The sequence below is a fragment of the Nocardioides sp. CCNWLW216 genome (genome assembly GCF_037120545.1).
GTDB classification, from domain to species: Bacteria; Actinomycetota; Actinomycetes; order Propionibacteriales; family Nocardioidaceae; genus Nocardioides; species Nocardioides lianchengensis.
In genome coordinates this window covers 1-21,733 of record NZ_JBBBBJ010000015.1, presented here as the reverse complement: position 1 = coordinate 21,733, position 21,733 = coordinate 1, and the positions used below count along the sequence as shown (strand labels likewise).

The following is a 21,733-nucleotide window of genomic DNA, read 5'->3' as shown; positions in this document are numbered from 1 at the left end:
CGGCGGGGTCCTCTACTTGACGGTGACGGTGGTCGTGGCGCTGCGGCTGGGCAGAGCCCAGGCGGTGCCGAGGTAGGTGGCGACCAGGCGGTGCCGGCCGCGCTTCTTCAGCGGCACCCGGACCGTGGCGGTCCCGGCGCGCAGGGTCAGGGTCCGCAGGACCCGACCGTTGTCGGTGATCCGGACGGCGCCGGTCGGCTGCACGCCGGTGACGGTGACGGTGAGCCGGACCTGCTTGCCCCGGCGGACGCGGGTGGCCGAGGCCCTCAGCCGGGTGGCCGAGGCGGCCCGGGCCACCGCGGCGGTGCGCGCCGAGGTGGCGGTGCCGGCCGGCCGGGACGACGCGGTCGCGGTCACCCGGACGGCGAACCGACGTCCGGCGTCCCCCGGCCGCAGCGTGTACGACGACCCGGTGGCGCCGGCGACGGGGACGCCGTCGCGGAGCCACTGCCGCGTCAGCACGGCGCCCGGCACGTCCCAGGTGCCGGTGGTGGCGCTCAGCGTCCGGCCGACGACGGCAGCGCCGGCGACCCGCGGTGCGACGGTCGCGACCGGGGCGGGCGGGACCGGCAGCGGCTCGACCGTCACGGTCGCGGTCACGACGTTGTCGATCGCGGTCGTGCTGGTCAGCGGCTGGCCCACGCCCGTGGCCTGGTTCAGGTTGTTGGCGATCGCCTTGACCCGGCCCTCGACGGTGAACGAGCCGGCCGTGGCGTAGGCCGCGGGCTCGACCGCGTCCCAGGCGACGGGGACGTCGTCCGTGCGGCCGTCCTCCAGCACCACCTCGGCGGTGGCGGGCAGCTCCGGGGCGGTGCCGGCGTCGGTCGTGACGTCGACCTCCTGGGTAACCAGCTCGGCGACGTCGCTCGCGCGGACCTCGTCGTACTGCGCCTTGGTCAGGGAGACCACGCCGCCGTGCTTGGTGCTCGGGGGCATCACGAAGCCGGTCGAGGCGACGTCGACCTTGGTGAAGCCGGCGTCCAGGTCGGTCGTCTCGTAGGGCCGGTAGCCGATGCTCGGGATGACGTCGACGTAGGCGTACCAGTGGTCGCGGCTGTGGTCCTTGAAGATGGCCGGGCCCTCGACGCTGCCGTAGTCGGCCTGGCCGAGGTTGGTCTGGATCTGCGTCCAGGTCGTGGTCGGCTTCCACCAGTCGGCGGCGGTCGTCTTCTCGTAGTAGATGCCGCGGCCCGAGCCGTTGTCCTTCGAGAGCCGGTACGTCGTCCCGCCGTTCTGCAGGACGGTCGTGTCGATGACGTCGGCGCCGGTGTCGATCATGACGCCCTGGTACTCGTAGTCGGTCGCGAAGTCCGACGTGGTGCCGTAGAGGATCCGGCTGTAGGTGCTGCCGGTGTGGGCGGTGTCGGCCGGGTCGAAGAGGGTCGAGGCCCAGTAGACGACGAACTTCCCGAGCGAGGGCTCCCAGGTCGCCTCGGGCGCCCAGGACATGCCGGCGGTCGGCGGCGAGACCTTCAGCTGGCGCAGCGGGCCCCACTCGACGAGGTCCTTCGACTCCCAGACGTTGAGGAACTGGCTGCCGCGGCGCGACCAGGTGCCCCAGCCGGCGTTGTCGCCGCCGAAGACCCGCAGGTCGGTGGCGATCAGGTAGTAGGTCTCGGTCTCGGGGTTGTAGGTCAGGTAGGGGTCGCGGACGCCGGTGGTGCCGAGGTTGGAGGCCAGGATCGGCTCGCCGTCGTTGAGCGGCAGCCAGTGCGTCGGGTCGTCGTCGCGGGAGACGTCGAGGTAGATCTTCTCGGCGTACCCGGCGGAGTCCTCGATGAAGTGGACCATCAGGTAGCCGTAGGGGTCCTCGGGGTCGGCCTCGGGCAGCACGGTCACGGTGATCGTCTTCGTCGCCACCAGGCCGCGGATCGTGACGGTCGCGGTGAGGTCGACCTCGACCGGCTCCGAGCCGGTCGGCGGCTGGACGACGTCGCCGTCGGTGCCCACGACCGCCGGGTCGGCGGAGGTCCAGGTGATGGTGCCGTTCCCGGTCGGCAGCGTGGTGTCGCCGTTGACCGTGCGGTCGCCGATGCCGGCGAGCAGCGCCTGGGCGCTGGCCTGCAGCTCGGTGGCGTGCTCGACCGCGTCGGCGTCGGACAGCGCGGTCACCTCGGCAGGCGCCAGCGCGCGGTCGTAGACCCGGAAGGCGCCGACCCGACCCTTGAAGTTGGGGTCCGGCCAGGGCGCCCGGCCGATCGTGTTGAGGGTCTGGTCGACGATGTCGGCGGGCGAGTACGGCATCGCGCCGCTGGCGACCTCGGTGCCGTCGACGTACACCGCCGCGGTGTCGGTGGCGCCGTCGACGGTGACCGTCAGGTTGGTCCAGCGCTGAGCCTGGGTCGCGCAGCTGCCGGCCTGGACGAGGCGCTCGGTGCCGGCGCTCTTCAGCCCGACCAGGGTGCGCCGGCCGTTGCCGCAGTTGAGCGACGAGAAGAAGTAGCTGCTCGTCGCGTCGTTCCCGATGTTCCAGAGGAAGTGGAAGCCGTTGAGCATCGTCGGATCGGCCCACAGCTCGGTCGAGATGGTCGCCTGCTGCTTCCCGGCGAGCAGGTCGTCGGGCAGCTCGACCCAGCTGCCGCTGGTCTTGGCCCCTCCGGTGAAGCCGAGCGAGCCGTTGCCCCAGAGCGTGTCGCTGCCCTGGCGCAGGGTCGCGTCGCGGGCGTCGGTGCCGGACGCCGAGCCGTCGGCGGTGTTGTGGACGACGGTGCCGGCGGTCTCGTCGAGCAGGTACTCCGCGACCAGGCCGTCGCGGGGCGCGGCCGGGTCGTCGGCGGCGAGCGCGGGGGTGGGCGCGGTGGCGGCCAGGCCGGCGCCGAGCAGGGCGCCGGTGGCGGCGAGCGCGGCGAGGCGGCGGGTCGGGAGCTTCATCGAGGGCCTCTCGTGGACAGGCGGTGGACGGGCGGCGGAACAGGAGCGGGAGGGACGGGACGCGCCGCTCCGGGGGAGAGTCCGGAGCGGCGCGTCCCGCCGTCGGTCACCGACGGACGGTGACCGTCGTCGCCGAGCTGCTGGGGGTCGCCCAGGCGGTGCCGGCGTACGTCGCGACCAGGCGGTGCTTCCCGGTCTTGGTGAGGCGGACCTTGACGACGGCGCGGCCTCCGGTCAGCCGGACCGTCCGCAGCACCCGGCCGCCGTCGCGGACCGTGACGGTGCCGGTCGGCGTGACGCCGGTGGCGCCGACCCGGACGACGACGGTCAGCGGCTTGCGGGGGCGCACCTTCCGGGCGGCCGAGACCCGCAGGGCGGTGGCCGCCCGGGCGGTCGGCGCCGTCGCCGCGGAGCCGGCGGTCCCGGAGGCGTGACCGGCCTTCGTGGCCGCCACCCGCACCGAGATCCGCTTGCCCGCGTCGGCCGGCCGGACGACGTACGACGTCGCGGTGGCGCCCGGGACGGCCACGCCGCCGCTGAGCCACTGCACGCGGGTCTGCGCGCCGGCGACGTTCCAGCTGCCGGTGGTCGTGGCCAGCCGGCGACCGACCATGGCCGTCCCCGTGACCCGCGGGGCGACGGTGGCCGCCAGCGCCTCGGGCTCCGGCTCGACCGGCTCGTCGGCCTCCTCGACGCTCAGCCTGTAGACCCGCGAGGTCTCGTGGTCCTGGGCGAACGACCGGATCTCGACCGTGGTCGACCCGTCGGCGTCGAGGCGGACCGTGCGCGGCTCCGCGTCGTCGACGAGGACGCCGTCGACGCGGACCAGACCGCCCGCGACGTGCGGGTCGAGGTCGAGCGCGACCTGCTCGGTGCCCTCCGGGACCGAGAGCGTGTACGCCGTGGTCGCGGGTTCGAAGGCCGGCTCCAGGGTGCCCGGGGTCGCGGCGAGCGCGGCCAGGGCCGGGTCGGCGTCGTACACCTCGGGCCGGGAGGTGCGGAGCCCGAAGACCCCGCCGACGAACCCGCCCGTCGACTGGAAGCGGACGGTGACCTTGCCGTCGGCGACCGCGGCCGCCGGCAGCGCGTCCTGCTGCCAGTAGAAGACCCCGGATCCCGCCGCGTTGCTGACGGTCTGGGTCTTCAGCTTGGTGCCGTCGACGTAGATGTCGAACGAGCGGTTGACGTCGCCGGTGTAGTAGCGGACGCCGAGCAGGTTCTGCGCCGCGGCCGGGTCGACGGCGAGGTCGTAGCTGAACCAGCCGCTCGGCCCGAACGCGTGCCGGAAGGTCTGGCCGTTGAAGGAGCCGACCTCGCTGCCGGACGACTGGACGTTCTTGGCCGCCTCGGAGTTGTTGTTGTCGAAGACCATCAGCGAGTCGACGGCGAACTCCATCGCCCGCGCCGCCTGCTTGGCCGCGAGGATCTTGGCCTGGGCGGCCTCGGAGTCCTTGACCTCGTAGGACAGGTAGAGGGCGTAGCGCTCGTCGTGGCGGCGGTAGTGCGGCGTGAACCGCAGGTCGGCGGCGTCGACGGTGTTCGCGAGCCGGAACTGGACCTGGCCGTCGGCGGTGTCGGCGACCCGGACGACGTTGTCGGCCACGTCCTGCTTCCACGCCGCGACCGAGGCCGCGTCGACGACCACGCTGGTCCGCGCGTCGGCGTCGACGCGCGGCACCCGCACCCCGATCCCGACGCCGGTGTAGGCGTCCAGCGACCGGGTCCCGAGGCCCGCGCTGAGCAGCACCGGGCCGTACTTCAGGGCCAGGAAGTCGGGGTCGTCGTCGGTGTCGACGACCCGCACCTCCATCGGCAGCGTGTAGTCGACGACGTCGCCGGCCTCGACCGGCAGCACCACGAAGCCCTTCTTGACGACCGGGGTGACGGCGGCGCCGTCGACCTTCAGCGTCGGGGCGCCCGCGACCCAGTCCGGGACCCGGAGCCGCAGCGTGCCGGCCGCGCCCGAGACGGTGAACCGGACGGTGTCGTCGTTCGGCAGGTCGGCCTCGGTGGTCACGGTCATCCCGGCCGCGTCAGTGAACGACGAGCTCCAGAACATCGTGACCCAGGTGGCGCCGGCGCCCGTGTAGTAGATCGAGTCGCCGAGCTTGGAGAAGTTCTCCATGCCGGTGCCCGTGCAGCACCAGAAGTCGGTGACCGGCTGCGAGTAGAGCTTGTAGTAGCCCGGCGCCATCGCCTGGAAGTACGTCGTCATCCCGGTCTCGGGGTTCTGCGAGGACACGATCGTGTTGATGAAGGTGTTCTCGTAGTAGTCGGCGTACCGGACGTCGTGGGTGAGCTTGAACAGCTCGCGGGCCAGCTTGAGCATGTTGTACTCGTTGCAGGTCTCCGCGGTCTGCGGGTTGCCCGTCTCCCCCATCTCGGTGGCGAAGCGGGCCAGCGAGTCGGGGTCGTGGAAGTGCTCGGACTGGCTGTTCGCGCCGGTCGCGTAGGTGTGGTGCTGCTCCACGATCCGGAAGAAGTTCTGGGCCGCCGCCAGGTACGACGGCAGCGCGTCCTTCTCGGCCTGGGTCAGCGTCGCGTAGAGCTCCGGGTGCTGGGTGAAGATCGTGTAGCGCTTCAGCGCACCGAGCAGCTTCGGGATGGTGGTGTTCGCGTGCTTGCCCGGCAGCACGTCGGTGCCGGCGGCCAGCGCGGTGAACAGCGACCTCTCGTCGAACGCCTCGGCCGCGGCCTTGAAATGCGGGTTGCCCCCGCTGGCCAGGTAGAGGTCGTAGAGGGAGTCGTTCATGCCGCCGTACTCCGTGCGGAGCATGACGCTGGTGTCGGCCAGCGTGGAGACCCGGCCGTAGAGGTACTCGCCGAAGCCCTCGGCCACCTCGAGGGCGAGGGTGCCGGTCTCGTCGTCGACGTACCGGTCGATGGCCAGCAGGCCGGCCAGCACCTTGTGCAGGTTGTAGTAGGGCACGACCACCGGGTCGTCGGAGGCGCCGCGGCCCTCGACGGCGTTGAGCGCCGAGTCGCGGAACGGGCCGACGTAGCCCGCTCGCGCGGTCCCGTCGTACGACGCCTGCACCTCGGCCAGGCCCTCGACCGCCTCGACGATCTCGGTGTGCAGCGCGGCCTTGACCGTCGGGTCGGTCGTGCTGGCGTAGGACATGGCCAGCGCCGACATGTAGTGCCCGAAGGCGTGCCCGCGGAAGTTGCCGGAGACGTTGCCGTTCTCCCAGCCGCCGTACCCCTGCGCGGTGGGCGGGGTCAGCCCGGCGGTCTTGTAGAACCAGAACAGGAACTTCTCGCTGTCCAGGCTGAGCAGGTACTCGTGCTCCTTCTCGGCGGCGTTGGTGAGGTACTCGTCGGTGACCAGCACGTCGAGGCCGGAGTCGGAGAGCGTCTCGCGGACCGAGGCCACGGTGACGTCGTACTCCCGGGTGACGGGCGGGCCGTCGAGGAAGCGCACGGTCGCGGTCAGGGTCACGACGACGTCGTCGTCACCGGCGCCGGGCGGGGTGACCGCGCCGGTCGGGGAGATGACGTCCTCGTCGCTGGAGGCCCAGGTGATCGCGGAGCCGTTGGCCCCCGCCGACGGGAGGGCCAGGGCGACGGACGCCGTGTCGGGCAGGGACACCGTGTCGGCGTCCATGTTGGCGAGCGCCTCCTTGTTCAGCACGCCCCCGCCCTGCTCGTAGAGCGCGGCGGCGTCGGCGTGCGTGGCGACGCCGGCGTAGAGCCGGTACTCGTCGAGCGCGCCCTTCAGGAACGCCCCGTTGTACGACGGCCCGTTGAAGCCGATGGTCTTCGGCAGCGCCGGGTTCGCGGTGACCACGCCGGTGGAGCTGCCGCCGACCGCGTTCGCGACCACGGAGGTGACCGGGAGGCCGTTGCGGAAGAACCGGACCTGCTGGGTGGTCTCGTCGAGGGTCACCACGATGTGCGTCCACTGGCCGACCGGGAAGAACGTGTCGCGGTTGGTCGAGCCCACCTTGACCTTGTAGGGCTGGCCGGTCGACGGGCCGACCGAGAGCGCGAGCGGGACGCTGCCGCTCTCGGAGGTGAGGTAGAAGCCGTCGCTGTTGTAGGCCTGCTTGTTCCAGGTGATGACCTCCTCGCCCGCCATCGCGACGTCCGGCTTCAGCCAGAACGACAGGCTCAGGCTGGACGGCTGGAGCGCGGTGCTGGCGCCGAGGTCGAGGTAGGTGTTGGCCAGCTTCACCGCCTTCGAGCCCTCGGTGACACCGGGGACGTAGGTCACCGACGGGGTGCCGGCGCCGGGCGCCTTGGCGGTGACCGGGTGGGCCAGGCTGCTGCCGTCGGCGAGGGTGTCCTCGAAGCCGAGCGCGAGCACGGGGGCGCCGACGCTGAGCTCGGCAGCGGAGGCGGGCCGGACCACGACGAGCGTGGCCAGGGCGACGGAGAGAGCCAGGACGCCGGCCCGCAGGAGGTGTGACAGTCGACACATGGGGAGGATTGTTAGCGCTAACACTGCTCGCGTCAAGGGGCGGATGTGAACGCTCACACCATCGGCCCGCCGGGATAGTCCCCGACGTTCTGCGTGAACTGGGCCTGCCGGACGTCAGGGACTATCCGAAGGGGTGAGCGTTCACATCCGGGCCGGGTACGACGGGCTGCGGGCACGCCGATGGCCGCCACCCCGGGGCGGGGTGGCGGCCCGTGCGGCTCGCGGTCTCAGCGCTTCGTGACGCGCACCTTCAGCTGCTTGGTCGTCACGATCCCGGCCCGGTCGGTGACCCGGACGGCGACCGTGTGCCGCCCGGGCCTCTTCACCGTGACCGTCGACCGGAGCACCTTCCAGGCGCCGCCGTCGACCCGGTAGCGGACGCTCGCGACCCCCGAGCCGGTGTCGCGGGCGGTGGCCGTCACAGTGACCTTGCCGCGCGCCTTGCGCTGCTTCAGCGCCAGGCTCGGGGCGGTCGGGTCGAGCCGCACCGCGAGGGTGCCGACCGCGGAGACCAGGCCGGCCGCGTCGACCGCGCGGTACTGCACCGCCGTGGTCCCCACCGGCACCGCCACCGGGGCGGAGTAGACCCGCCAGGGCCCGGTCCCGACCCGGACCTCACGCCGGACGACGCCCGAGCCCGCGTCCGTCCCGGCCACCACGACCCGCACCGCGCGGGTGGTGAACCAGCCGGCCGTCCCGTTCGGTCGCGCCGGCGTCGTCGCGGCGGTCGCCCGCGGCGCCGTGCCGTCGCGGCGGACCGTCCTGGTCACCGGCTCCGAGGTGTTGCCGGCCGCGTCGGACGCCCGGAACGACACCTCGGTGACGCCCTCCGGCAGGCTCAGCGGCCCGTCGTACGACGTCCACGCGCCGGCGCCGATCCGCTGCTCCAGGGCCGCGACCGCGACGTCGTCGGTGGCGCTCGCCGTGACCGTGACCGGCCGGGTGTGCCAGCCCGCGGCCCCGCCCGGCTCGGCCGGGTCGACCGTCACCGTGACCACCGGCGCCGTGGTGTCGGGCGCCGCCCGGACCGTGACCGTGGTGCTGACCGCGCGGTTGGCCGGGGCCACCTCCTCGTCCTTGGTCATGTCGAGGATCGGCATGCCGTCCGCCGCCCAGTGGATCCGCCGGACCGCGGCGTCGCGCGAGCCGCCGTTGTTCTTCGCGTGGTAGACGAGGATGTCGTTGCCGTCCTCGTCGACGGAGAACATGCTGTGGCCCGGACCGGTCTGCTGGATCGACGGGTCGGACTTCAGCACCGGGTAGACGTGCTTGGTCCACACCGCCGGGTCGGTCAGGTCCGCTCCGGCCGGCGCGGTCAGCAGGCCCACGACGTAGGTGTTGTCGGTGGCCGAGCCCGAGTAGGTGAGGTACATCGTGTCGCCGTGGCGGACGACGTACGGCGCCTCCGCGACCGCGGCCGTGTTGTGGTCCCACCCGAACTCCGCCGCCGTCAGCAGCCGCGGCTCGCTGGTGAGCCGCGCCGGGTTCGCCGGGTCGACGGTGGCCACCCACAGCTGGGCGTCACCGGTGACGCCGCCGGCGATGTAGCGCTGCGACCAGGACACGTAGCCGACGGTCTGGCCGCCGCGGGTGTCCTCCCAGTAGGTCATGTCGAGCGAGATGCCCGGGTGCTCGGCGTCGAGCTGCAGCCGGCCGCCGTCCTTCTCCTGGACGACCTGCGGGGTGCCCCAGGACGCGGCCAGGGTCGGATCGGTGCCGGTCAGCCGCATCACGTGCGACTGGACGTTGCACCAGCAGTTCTGGTCGACGCCGGAGGCGAAGAACACGTAGAGCTGGCCCTGGATCACGTGGAACTCGGGCGCCCAGAGCGGGCCCGGGACGTTGCCGCCCTGGGTGAGGATCGTGCTCTCGGGAGCCGTGCGCAGCCCCAGCACCGTGTCGGCCGTGCGGACCCGCAGGTCGGCCTGCGCGCCCTCGGTGGTGGCGATGAACAGGTACTTGCCCTGCCAGCGGACCACCGCAGGGTCGGCCCGGCCGACCAGGAACGGGAACGGATAGTCGGTCTGCTTCACCGTGCCGGTGACCGTGTAGTCGCCCGGGGTGTCGGTGTCGACCGCGGCCAGGCTGGCCGGGTCCCAGGTGATGGCGCGGGTCGCGGTCGAGCCGTCGTCGTACGACAGCTGAGCCCGCACGTCGGCCAGGTCCACCTCGCCGCCGGCGGCGACGTCGACCGGGTCGACCTCGACGCCGGTGTTGGCGATCCGGCCGAAGCGGACCCGCAGGCCCTCGGCGGTGGCCGCGTCGACGACCAGGTTGTTCACCGGTACGGCGCCCGTCGCGGTGGTCGTCGCCGGCGTCTCGTCGGTCACCGGGCGGCCGTTCGCCGGCGCGGTCGGCGCCTCGTCCAGGTCGTCGGTGGTGGCGTGGCGCGCCGTGCCCGAGGGGGTCTCCCACGAGATCAGGTAGCGCTTCGCGGCGGAGTCCCAGAGCACGCGCGGCTTCCGCACGCCGCCCGCGGCCGGGTCGACCTCGAGCAGGCCGACCTGGGTGAAGTCGCGCAGGTCGGGCGAGGTGAACAGCAGCATGCTGGTCGCGGCGCTGCTGTCGGGGCTGCCCCCGGACAGGGTCCGGGTGGCGACCACGCCGTACCCGCCCTCCGCGGTGCGGAAGACGTAGGGGTCGACCAGCGTGCGGACGTCGTTGAGCTCGACCGTGGCGGTCGGGACCGCCTGGGCATAGACGATGCCCTGGTTCTCGTTGAGCGCCGTCAGGCCGGTCCGCTCGGCGCCGAGCGCCAGGTGCAGGCCGTGGGCCAGGTTCGGTCCGTAGGTCTGCGTGGCGAGCGGCATGCGGGTGTAGCCGAGCACGAACCGCGCGGCGGCGGCCGGCAGCACGGTCACCGTGAACGCCTTGGTCACCGACTGCGCGCCGGCGGCGGAGACCACGGCCGTGACCGTGCCGCTGGTGCGCTGGGTGGCCGTGACGACGCCGTCCGCGACCGTGAGGCCGGGCGTCGCCGTCGACCAGGTCGTGGTGATCCCGTCGACGTCGAGGACCGGCAGCCGGTCCCCGGAGGCGACCACGGTGGGCGCGACCAGCAGGTCGGCCGCTGCGGCCACGACGGCGTCCCGACCGGGGACGGTCACCGCGAACTCCTTGCTGGCCGTCCGGGCTCCCCGGGTGAGGGTGGCGGTCAGGGTCGCGGTCCGGGCGGCCCCGGCCACGGTGATCGCGCCGCTCGCCGATACGACCGAGGCGTCGCTGGTCGCCCAGGCGACCGTCACCCCGTCGGCCAGCGTGGTCGGGAGCGTCAGGTCGCCGGTGACGGCGGAGGTGTCGCCGAGCGACAGCCGCTCCCGCGCACCGGCCAGGATGAACGCGTCGTCGGCCGCCAGCTCGCGGACCTGGTCGTCGCTCAGCGAGGCGTCGAAGATGCTGAGCTCGCGGAACGAGCCCTTGAACGCCGCGTCCGCGGCGTAGCCGGAACGACCGAGGTAGCCCTCCAGCGTCCCGGCGGCCGCGTAGTCGGCGAAGGTGCGGGACTTGGCGACCGAGCCCACCCGCACGCCGTCGACGTACGACGTGAGCGTGCCCGCGGTGAAGACGGTCGTGTAGTTGACCCACGACCCGCGCTTCGCGGTGGTGGCCGGGCCGGACACGCCGACCTCGGTGGTCCACGGCTGCGTCGCGTTGACCCCGTTGGTCATCACCGAGCGGGCCGAGCCGTTCGGGCCGGTCGGGTTCAGCAGCCAGTAGTTCGCCGGCAGGCTGTTGACCGGCGGCGTGCCGAAGCCGATGGCCGCGCCGTTGCGGGCCGGGGTGTCGCTCTTGACCCAGACCGAGACGCTGACGTTCGGGCTGGCGGTCGGGAGCAGGCCGTTCGGCAGCTTCACGTAGTTGGTCGCCGACGTGCTGCCGCCGGGCAGGGTCACGCCGTCGTCGTACGTCACGGTGCCGACGGCGGTGGCGTCACGGTCGCCGACCGTCTCCTCGAGGTCGCTCTTCAGCGGGTAGTGCACGAGCGGAGCCGGCAGCACGAGGGTGGTGACCTCGACCGGCGCGGTGGCGGCGCCGTACCCGGCGGAGTTCCGGGCCGCGACGGTGACCTGGTAGGTCTCGCCCGCGGTCAGGCCGGCCAGCGAGACCGACGTGCCGGTGACCTCCTGCTCGGAGACCTGGCTGCCGCCCCGGGTGACCCGGACCCGGTAGCCGGTGACGTCCGCGCCGCCGTCCTGGGTCGGCGCGGTCCAGCTGACGACCGCGCCGGTGCTGCTGCGCTGGCTGACGACCGGCATGCCGGGCACGCCCGGCACCTCGATCGGGACGGCCTCGACGTGCACGGTGACGCTGACCGCACGGTCCGCGGGCAGCTCCTCCTCGGCCGTCACGTTCAGCACCGGGGCACCGGTCGCGTCGAAGTGCACCGTCCGGGCGCGGGCGTGCCGGCTCGGGTCGGTGAGGCCGCCGTCGGTCGTGTCCGCGGTCGTCCGGGCGTGGTAGACGATCACCGGGTTGCCGAGCTCGTCGACGGTGAACGAGTTGTGACCGGGGCCGGTCTGCCCGGCGGGCAGGTCGGCGGTGGTGAGCAGCGGGTGGTTGGTCTTGGTCCACGACGCCGGGTCGAGCAGGTCGGCGTCCTGGTCGGCGGTGAGCAGGCCGACGCTGTACTTGTCGTCGACCGTCGAGGCGGAGTAGGTCACGTAGACCTGGTCGCCGCGCTTGATGACGGCCGCACCCTCGTCGATCTGCTGGTTGGTGGCGGTGTTGCCCTCCCAGGCCAGGTCGGGGTAGGCGATGATCCGCGCGTTCGAGATCAGCTGGCGCGGGTTCTCCGGGTCGATCTCGGCCATCAGCAGCGCCGACGACGGGGCCGACTGCGCCCAGATCACGTAGTGCCGCCCGCCCTGCTCGAAGTAGGTCATGTCGAGCGAGAAGTTCGCGAAGGCGAGCGTGTCACCCGACTTCGCCAGCATCGCGCCGACCTCGACCCAGTTCGCCGGGTCCATCAGGTCGCCGCCGGTGTGGCGCAGCATCATCGGCCGGATGTCGAAGACGTTGGAGCTGCGGCTGGCGGTGAACAGGATGTACCAGCCGCCGTCGATCTTGGTCAGCTCGGGCGCCCAGACGTAGCGCTGCAGCGCCGAGTTCGCCTCGTCCCAGAGCACGGCCTCCTGAGCGTCGGCCAGGCCGGCGATGGTGTCGGCGCGCCGCAGCACGACCCGGTCGTAGCCCTCGGGGTCGCTGCCGATCGCGGGGTACGACGCGGTCAGGTAGTACCTCCCGTCGTCACCCACGGTCACGTCCGGGTCGGCCCGCTGGTGCGCGAGCTTCTCCGGGTACGCCGTGCGCCCGACCGTGCCGGTGACGACGTACTCACCGGGGGTGTCGGTGTCCACCGCGGCGACGGACGCCGCGTCCCAGGTCACCGGCTGGACGGTGTCCGACCCGCCGTTGCTGTAGGTGACCGCCGCGCCCTTCGGCAGCCGCAGGCTGCCGCCGGCAGCCATGGCGACGTCGTCGACCGGCTGGACGCCGGTGGCGTGCATGCGGGTCCAGGCCTGCCGCACCGCGGCGTACTCGCTCGGGGTGACGCCGATGCTGGAGGTCTCGATCGCGCCGGCCGGGAAGGTGGCGGCGGCGGCTGCCGACGGGGCGGCGACCTCGACCGGGGCCGAGAAGGTCGCGAGGTCGGCGCTGGTGACCTGGTAGGTCTTCCCGTCGCCGAGCGCGGTGAAGGTCAGCCGGTAGGCCGCGATGCCGTTGTCGTAGGCGACCGCGACGGACCGCGCGTTGAGGCCGAGCCCGTTGAACGCCACCAGCCGCTGGTTGCGGAAGGTCACCAGGTCGGGCGAGTCGTAGAGGTAGACCGACGAGCTGTTGCTGTTGACGGTGGCGACCACCCCGAAGCGGCCGTCGGGCCTGCGGAAGATGCTCGGGGAGCCGAGCTTGACCGCGTAGCTGTCGGCGTAGCGCACCGGGCGGCCGTTGTTCAGCGGGGCGTACGTCGTCGCGCCGCCCTCGGCCAGGGCCAGGTGGATCGCGTCGGTGCGGTTGGTGTCGCCGGTGGCGATGTAGCTGCCGACCCGGCCCGCGTCGGCGGCCAGGACGTGCACGTCGAAGGTGCGGGTGCGGGTGTGGCCGTCGCGCGAGAAGGTCGCGGTGAGGGTCACGGGGGTCCGGGTCGCGGGCCGGGTCACGGCGCCGTTCGCGGCGAGCACCCCGGGGGCGGAGGACTGCCACGCGACGTCGACGCCGTCGACCTGGGTCCGCAGGGTGATGTCGGACGCGATCTCGCTGATCGCGACGTCGTACGCCGCGGCCACGCGGACCACGTCGGCCTCCGCGTTGTCGGCCAGGACCGTGACGACGAACTCGCGGGTGACCTGCTTGCCGCCCTTGGTGACGACGGCGGTCAGGGTGACGTCGACGTCGGCACCGCTCGGGCGGGTGATCGCGCCGGCGCTGGTCACCAGCGTCGGGTTCGAGCTGGTCCAGCGGACCTGGGAGCCGCGGGCGCCGGCGGTCGGGAGGGCCAGGTCGGCCGCGGCGGTGGCCGGGACGCTCAGCGCGGCAGCGTCGGCCGTGGCCTGGTCGTAGGCGTACTGCGCGGCGACGGAGGCGTCGGTGAGGGCCTTGGTGTAGACCCGCACGTCGCGGACGCCGCCCTTGTAGAAGACGTCGGCGTACGACGACCGCCCGATGTAGCCGACCAGGTTGGTGCCGAAGCTGCTCAGCGCGGTGGCGTGGGTGGCCGAGCCGACCTTGGCGCCGTTGTAGTAGCCGGTGATCCGGGTCGGCTCGATGACCGTCGTGTAGAGCCCCCAGGCGCCGGCGGTCGTGGTCGGGCCGGCGACGCCCCGGCTGGCGGTGGTCGGCGAGATGCCGGTCTCGGTGCCCCAGGGGGCGGAGGTGCTGGTCGTGCCGGTCGTGACGACCGTCTTCAGCAGCCCGGAGGGGTTCTTGGGGTTGAGCAGGAAGTAGCGCGACGGCGGGTTGGCGGCCGCGCCGTAGAAGAGCGCGGCGTAGTTGCCCGAGCCGGTCTCGTTGCGCAGCCAGGCGGAGATCGTGACCGTGTCCTGACCGTTGAGCAGGCCGGTCGGCATCTGCACGTAGGCCGCGCTCGAGCCGCTGGCGCCGCCCGGGAGGGTCAGCGCGTCGCCGGAGACCGTGGCGCCGGAGCCGCGCAGGGTGGCGGCGTTGCCGTTGCCGGAGGCGTCCGGGACCGTCGTGCCGGCTGCGGTGCCGAGGCCGGCGAACTGCCAGCTGGCCAGCAGGTCGAGGTCGACGGTCACCGGCGCGGAGGCCGGCGAGGCGGCGGCCCCGTCGGCGTCGAGCGCGGTCACCGTGGCGGTGTAGGTGCCGTCGTCGAGGCCCGCGAAGGCGTACGACGTGACGTCGGCGCCGACCTGGTAGGACGCGACGACCGCGTCGTTCGCGCCGCGCACCTCGACCAGGTAGCCGGTGACCGGGGTGCCGCCCGGCGCGGCCCAGGCGACCGTGACGGACTGACCGTCGGTGGTGGCGGTCGGGGCCGCGGGAGCGGTGGGGGCGGCCCAGGCGGTGGCCGGCAGGACCAGCCCGGCCAGCATCAGCGCGAGTGCGGTGAGAGCCACCAGCAGCGGCACGGGGAAGACGCGACGGGGCGCGACGGACGTCATTTCAGCGGGCTCCTCGGACGACGACGAACGGCAGCCCCCGATGTGACAGCCGACACAAGGCCTGCATTGTTAGCGCTAACACTGGCGCAGGTCAAGGATCGCTCTTGTGAACGTTCACAACTTTGCTCAGGTCGTTCAGACCGGCACTTCTTCGCCTGAGCGGACCTCTTGACGGCCCCATGTGCCCACGGTCACACTGCCCCTTTGTTAGCGCTCACACTCGCCCGACCGGCCCCGCCGACGAAGGACGCACCATGACCCCAGCACCGCCCCCGTCCACCCTGCGAGCCCTGGCCTCGGCCGTGGTGCTCGCCCTGTGCGGAGGGCTGTTGCTGGCGACGCCGGCGCCGGCCCGCGCCGCCGCGGCCGACGTCACCGACGGCCTGCTCCTGCGCTACGACCTGACCCAGGCGTCCGGGACCACGGTCACCGACTCCTCCGGCAACGGACGGGACGGGACCGTGGTCGGCGGCGGGACCTGGAGCGGCGCCCAGGGCCTCGCCCTCGACGGCGTCGACGACCACGTGAAGCTGCCGAACAACCTGATGGCCGGGTTGTCGTCGATCACGGTGTCGACCGACGTGTTCATCGAGTCCTCCCAGGCGACGCCGTACTTCATCTGGGGTCTCGGCAACCCGGCGACCTCGGGCGCGGGGACCGGCTACCTGATGGCCAGCGGCAACGGGTTCCGCGCGGCGGCCACGCCCGGCAACTGGTCCGGCGAGAAGGTCACCGCCCGCACCTCCGGCGGCAACCTGGCCCGCGGCGTGTGGAAGACCGTGACCTACACGCAGACCGGCACCACCGGCACGCTCTACGAGGACGGCGTCCAGGTCGGCCAGAGCACGGCCGTGACCGTCCTCCCCAGCGCGATCGGCAACGGCACGACCACCAACAACGTCCTGGGCGAGTCCAACTACGCCACGGACAACACGCTCAAGGGCAAGGTCAAGAACTTCCGGATCTACTCCCGCGCGCTGAGCGCCACCGAGGTCGCCGACATCTCGCTGACCGACGCCAACCGGGTCGCGGGCGACCAGGACGCCCTGTCCCTCGGCGACGTCTCCGCCGTGACCGCGAACCTCGCGCTGCCGACCACCGGCGCCTTCGGCTCGGCCGTGGCCTGGGCCTCGAGCAACCCGTCGGTCATCAGCACCACCGGCGCCGTGACCCGACCCGGCGTCGGTGCCGACCCGGCCCAGGTCACCCTGACCGCCACGATCACCAAGGGCGCGTCCAGCGAGACCAAGACCTTCGCGGCCACCGTCCTCCCGGCCGACAGCGACCAGTCCAAGGCCGACGCCGCGGCCGCCGCGCTCGCGCTCGTGCACGCCGACGACGTCCGCGGCCACCTGACCCTGCCCGCCACCGGCCGGCACGGCAGCACCGTCACCTGGGCGTCCTCGGCGCCCGCGGTCGTCTCCACCACCGGCCTGGTGACCCGCCCCGCCCACGGCGCCGGCGACACCAGCGTCACCCTGACCGCGACCGTCACGGTCGGGGCGGCCACCGCCACCCGTGCGATCCCGCTGACCGTGCGCGAGAAGCGCGCGGCCGCGCCGTACGCGGGTTATGCGTTCAGCTACTTCGCCAACAACTCGATCCAGGGCGAGAAGATCTACTTCGCGGCCAGCAAGGGCAACAACGCGCTGCGCTGGGACGAGCTCAACGGCGGCCAGCCGGTGCTGGAGTCGACGTACGGCGAGATGGGCCTGCGCGACCCCTTCCTGATCCGCTCCCCCGAGGGTGACCGGTTCTTCCTGATCGCCACCGACCTGTCCATCGGCCGCAACGGCGACTGGGACCGCTCGCAGCGCACCGGCAGCCGCTACCTCGAGGTGTGGGAGTCGACCGACCTGAAGACCTGGTCGGCGCAGCGGCACGTGCTGGTCTCGCCGCCCACCGCCGGCAACACCTGGGCCCCGGAGGCCTACTGGGACGCCGAGCTCCAGCAGTACGTCGTCTTCTGGGCCTCCAAGCTCTACGCCGAGAGCGACGTCAACCACACCGGCAGCACCTACAACCGGATGCTCTACGCCACGACCCGGGACTTCGTGACCTTCAGCGAGGCCAAGATCTGGCAGGACCGCGGCGAGTCCCGCATCGACTCGACCGTGATCAAGGAGGGCGAAACCTTCTACCGCTTCACCAAGGACGAGGGCGGCGGCGGCACCGGCTGCTCCGACATCATCCAGGAGAAGGCGTCCTCGCTGACCGCCGTCGACCAGCCGGGCGCACCGACCTGGCAGTTCATGAAGGGGTGCATCGGCAAGGGCGCCGGCACCTCAGCGGTCGAGGGTCCGACGGTCTTCAAGCGCAACCCGGGCGACACCTCGGGCGGCCAGTACTACCTCTTCGTCGACGAGTACGGCGGCCGCGGCTACATCCCGCTGACCACCGACGACCTGGAGAACCCGGACTGGAAGGTCCCCACCGGCTACAAGCTGCCCGCCAGCCCGCGCCACGGCACGGTCATCCCGGTCACCCAGGCCGAGCTGGACGCGCTGCGCGCCGACCTGCCCGCTCCCCCGCCGCCGGTGCAGAGCACCGAGGACGGACTGGTGGCGTCGTACCCGCTGAGCGGGGACGCGAAGGACACCAGCGGCCACGGGTACGACGGCACCCTGGTCGGCGACACCTCGTTCGTCGACGGCGCGCTGAACCTGGGCGGCACCACCGGCCACGTGAAGCTGCCGGACAACCTGATGAGCGGCCTGGAGGAGATCACCGTCTCCACCAAGGTGTGGGTGGACCCCGCCCAGACCGGCAACTACTTCGTCTGGAACCTCGGCAACACCGGCACCGACGGGGTCGGCAACGGCTACCTGTTCACGACCGGCAACAGCACCTACCGGGCCGCGATCGCCTCGGGCAACTGGACGACCGAGCAGGGCATGACGTCCGGCTCGGCGCTGGGCCGCGGCGCCTGGAAGACGCTGACCTACACGCTCGGCGACGGGGCCTCGACGCTCTACCTGGACGGCCGGCAGGTCGCCCGGAACGGAGGAGTCAGCCTCAAGCCCGGTGACCTCGGCGACGGCGTCACCACGGCCAACTACCTCGGCCGCTCGGCGTACAACGGCGACAACCGGCTGCGCGGCAAGCTGCGCGACGTCCGGATCTACTCGCGGGCCCTGTCGGCCGGCGAGGTGGCCGAGCTGGCCGCCGCCCCGACCGACATCGTCAACGTCACGCTCGGCTCGCTGAAGGCGCCGGTCACCATCGACGGCACCGCCGGCACGGTCACCCTGCCGGTCGAGCCGGGCACCGACCTGACCACGCTCAACCCGACGTACGTCGTGCCCGCGGGCGCGACGGTCACCCCGTCCGGCCCGGCCGACTACACGTCGCCGGTCCAGGTCACCGTGACCAACGGCGGCGCGAGCCGGACCTGGACGGTGCGCGCGGTCGTGATGCGCTCGCCGGTGCTGCCCGGGCTCTACGCCGACCCGAACATCGCGGTCTTCGACGGGGTCTACTACCTCTACGCGACCACCGACGGCACGCCCGGCTGGGGCGGGAAGGACTTCTACGTCTGGAGCTCGACGAACCTGGTCGACTGGACCCGCTCGGAGCAGCCGTTCCTCACCCTGGACGGCGCAGGTGGCAACGTCCCGTGGGCGACCGGCAACGCGTGGGCGCCGACGATCATCGAGCGGGGCGGGAAGTACTACTTCTACTTCTCCGGCCACAACCCGACGTACAACCGGAAGACCATCGGCGTGGCCGTGGCCGACAGCCCGACCGGGCCGTTCACCGCGCAGCCGCAGGCGATGATCCTCAACAACGAGTCGGTGACCTCCGGCCAGGCGATCGACCCGGCCGCGTTCCACGACCCGGTGTCCGGCAAGTACTACCTCTACTGGGGCAACGGCTCGCCGGTGATGGCCGAGCTGGCCGACGACATGCTGTCGCTGAAGCCGGGGACCATCTCGGCGATGAGCGGGCTGACGTCGTACCGCGAGGGCTCGTTCATGAACTACCGGAACGGGATCTACCACCTCACCTACGCGATCGACGACACCGGTTCGCCGAACTACCGGGTCGGCTACGCCACCTCGACCAGCCCGACCGGGCCGTGGACCTACCGCGGCGTGATCCTGGAGAAGGACGAGTCGCAGGGCATCCTGGCCACCGGCCACAGCTCGATCGTCCAGGTGCCGGGCACCGACGAGTGGTACATCGCCTACCACCGCTTCGCCATCCCGGGCGGTGACGGCACGCACCGGGAGACCACGATCGACCGGCTGACCTTCGGGGAGGACGGGCTGATCCAGAAGGTGGTGCCGACCCTGTCGTCGGTGGCGCCGCTGGCCTACACCGACGGGCCGGTCACCGCGACCGTGTCCGACGCGGGCTCGTCCGGCTGGTACGGCGCGGCCGCCGCGCTGACGCTGTCCGGCTCGGCACCGACCCTGCAGTACCGGCTCGGGTCGGGCGAGTGGACGACGTACACCTCGGCGGTGGACCTGCCGGCCGGCTCGTACGACGTGGCCTACCGCGCCCGCGGCGCCAACCTGCAGTGGAGCGAGACCTGGACCGAGGCGGTGAAGGTCGACGACGTCGTCCCGACCGTGACCGCGGCCGTGGCCGACCGGGTCGTGACGCTGACCGCGTCCGACGCGGACTCGGGTGTCGCGCTGGTGGAGTACCACCTCGACGGCGGCGGCTGGCTCGCCTACACCGGCCCGGTCGAGCTCGACGGCGCGGCGCACACCGTGTCGTTCCGGGCCACCGACGTCGCCGGCAACACCTCGGCGGTCGACACCGTGTCGGTCGACGCGGCGTCGGGCCCGACGGCGCCGTCCGCCACCGCCCTGCCGGTGGTCAGCGGGTCCGCCGTGGTCGGTCAGCAGCTGGCGGCCACGACCGGCCGCTGGTCCGTCGACGGGCTGTCCTTCGGCTACCAGTGGCTGCGGGACGGGGTGGCGATCCGGGGCGCGACCGCGTCGCGCTACCGCCTCGCCACCGCCGACGTCGGGCGCCGGATCTCGGTCCAGGTGACCGCCCGCGCCGGGTCCGGCCCGGCCGGGGTCGCCCGCTCGGTCGCCACCCGCGCGGTGGCCAAGGCCACCGGCACGGTGACCCTGAAGGTGGCGCGCACGGCCAAGGCCGGTCGTCCCGTGACGGTCCGGATCACCCTCGCCGCCCGCCCCTCGTCGGTCGCCGCCCGCGGCGCCGTCACGCTGCGGGTCGACGGCAAGGTCGTGAAGCGGGTCGCGAACGCGGGCCGGACCACGACGGTCAAGGTGCGGCTGAAGGCCGGCAAGCACACCCTGAAGGTGGCGTACGCCGGCTCGGCCACCGTCACCGCCGACACCGCGACGGCGGTGGTGCGCGCGCGGCGCTGACGCCTGCTGGTCACGCCCCGGCGGTCCTCGCGGACCGCCGGGGCGTGCTCCATTTCGGGGGCACGGGAGACTGGCCGGCATGAGTGGCGTGGTCGTGGTGGGCGGGATCAACCAGGACGTGACCGTCCGTGTCGAGGCCCGGCCGGCGCCGGGCGAGACCGTGGTGGGCGACGGACCCGCGGTCAGCGCGGGCGGCAAGGGCGCCAACATGGCGGTCGCGGCGGCCCGGGCCGGGGCGGCCGTCGTCCTGTGCGGGGCGGTCGGCGACGACGCGGCCGGCCGGACGCAGCTGGGGCAGCTCGCGGCGGCCGGCGTGGCCACCGACCGGGTGGCGGTACGACGCGACGCGGCCACCGGGACCGCGCTGATCGTGGTGACGCCGGACGGCGAGAACGCCATCGTGGTCGGTGCCGGCGCGAACGCGACGCTGGCCGACGACGAGGTCGCCGCCACCTGCACCGGCGCGGCCGTCGTACTCGCCCAGACCGAGGTCGGCGCCGGACCGGTCGACGCGGCCGCCCGCGCGGTGGCCGGCGGCGGCGGCCGGCTGGTGCTCAGCCCGGCGCCCGTCGTACCCCTCGCGTCGGAGACGCTGGCCCTCGCCGACCCGCTGGTCGTGAACGAGTCCGAGGCGGCCGACCTGTGCGGTGAGTCGAGCGCGGCGGCCGTCCTGGCCCGGACCGGCGCGCGGTCGGTGGTCGTCACCCTCGGCGCGGCCGGCGCCCAACTGGCCGACGCCACGGGCAGCCGGCAGGTCCCGGCCCCGCGCGTCGACGCCGTCGACACCACCGGCGCGGGCGATGCCTTCAACGCCGGCTTCCTCGCGGCCTGGCTCGGTGGGAGCTCCCTCGAACGCGCCCTCGCCGAAGGTATCGCCTGTGGTACGCTCTCGGTCCAGAGTGTCGGCGGCGCCGGCCATGAGCTCGATCCGCGCCAGGTCGCCGCTGTCGCCGACCAACTGCTTGAAGAGCCTCTGCGCCGCCATGGTTGAAGCCCTGCTCACTCGCGAGGCGGCCGAAGCCGCCGCCGTCGCACGCCGCCAGCGCGCGGAAAATGGCGCAATCATCGCCGATCTCGTCACACGCCTGCGCATCAAGCGCCCGGCCTTCGTCGCGACCTGCGCGCGTGGCTCCTCCGACCATGCCGCGAGCTATGGCAAATACCTGATCGAGCGCACGCTCGGCCTGCCCGTCGCCTCGCTCGGCCCCAGCCTCGCCTCGGTCTATGGCGGTGAGCTCGACCTCTCTCGCGCCGTGTTCATCGCCGCCTCGCAATCCGGCCGCAGCCCCGATGCCCTGCTGCTGACCGAGGCGGCGAAGCGGGCCGGAGCGCTCGTCGTCGGCTTCGTCAACGACGAAGCCTCGCCCCTCGCCGGCATGGTCGACGTGATCGTACCGCTGCGGGCCGGGACAGAACGGAGCGTCGCCGCGACCAAGAGCTTCCTCGCCACCTGCCTCGCCTTCCTGCATCTC

The 21,733-nt window shown here is 72.9% G+C and carries 6 protein-coding genes; 3 read left to right on the top strand and 3 right to left on the bottom strand.

Translation table 11 applies throughout. The annotated features are described in order from the left end of the window. Positions 1–12: 12 nt before the first annotated feature. From V7S47_RS24180 to V7S47_RS24170, 3 genes are all read right to left on the bottom strand, one after another. Entirely contained in the window at positions 13–2,871 is a 2,859-nt protein-coding gene (locus tag V7S47_RS24180; RefSeq protein ID WP_336563991.1) for a LamG-like jellyroll fold domain-containing protein, read from the bottom strand. 106 nt (positions 2,872–2,977) lie between these two features. Further along, positions 2,978–7,291, bottom strand: coding sequence for a beta-L-arabinofuranosidase domain-containing protein (locus V7S47_RS24175; protein ID WP_336563990.1), 4,314 nt, complete (start codon positions 7,289–7,291; stop codon positions 2,978–2,980). A gap of 227 nt (positions 7,292–7,518) precedes the next feature. Continuing rightward, complete coding sequence (locus tag V7S47_RS24170; protein ID WP_336563989.1) at positions 7,519–14,910, bottom strand: family 43 glycosylhydrolase; 7,392 nt, start codon at positions 14,908–14,910, stop codon at positions 7,519–7,521. A 254-nt stretch (positions 14,911–15,164) separates the two neighbouring features. On the opposite strand from V7S47_RS24170, the gene V7S47_RS24165 reads away from it, so the two are divergent. The 3 genes from V7S47_RS24165 to V7S47_RS24155 form a co-directional block, all read left to right on the top strand. After that, the gene (locus tag V7S47_RS24165) at positions 15,165–20,261 is read left to right on the top strand and encodes a family 43 glycosylhydrolase (protein ID WP_336563988.1); all 5,097 of its coding nucleotides are present in this window, start codon (positions 15,165–15,167) and stop codon (positions 20,259–20,261) included. Between the two features lie 79 nt (positions 20,262–20,340). Continuing rightward, positions 20,341–21,252 carry a PfkB family carbohydrate kinase gene (locus V7S47_RS24160; protein WP_336563986.1) on the top strand — a complete coding sequence of 304 codons (912 nt, stop codon included), beginning with the start codon at positions 20,341–20,343 and terminating at the stop codon, positions 21,250–21,252. Continuing rightward, a partial coding sequence (locus V7S47_RS24155; protein WP_336563985.1) for an SIS domain-containing protein occupies positions 21,245–21,733 on the top strand: 489 nt, incomplete at its 3' end. The genes V7S47_RS24160 and V7S47_RS24155, both read left to right, overlap by 8 nt.

Bases quoted from the DNA above. Each gene is read 5' to 3' on its own strand.
- V7S47_RS24180 (WP_336563991.1), bottom strand. From the start codon at position 2,871: ATGAAGCTCCCGACCCGCCGCCTCGCCGCGCTCGCCGCCACCGGCGCC.
- V7S47_RS24175 (WP_336563990.1), bottom strand. From the start codon at position 7,291: ATGTGTCGACTGTCACACCTCCTGCGGGCCGGCGTCCTGGCTCTCTCC.
- V7S47_RS24170 (WP_336563989.1), bottom strand. From the start codon at position 14,910: ATGACGTCCGTCGCGCCCCGTCGCGTCTTCCCCGTGCCGCTGCTGGTG.
- V7S47_RS24165 (WP_336563988.1), top strand. From the start codon at position 15,165: ATGACCCCAGCACCGCCCCCGTCCACCCTGCGAGCCCTGGCCTCGGCC.
- V7S47_RS24160 (WP_336563986.1), top strand. From the start codon at position 20,341: ATGAGTGGCGTGGTCGTGGTGGGCGGGATCAACCAGGACGTGACCGTC.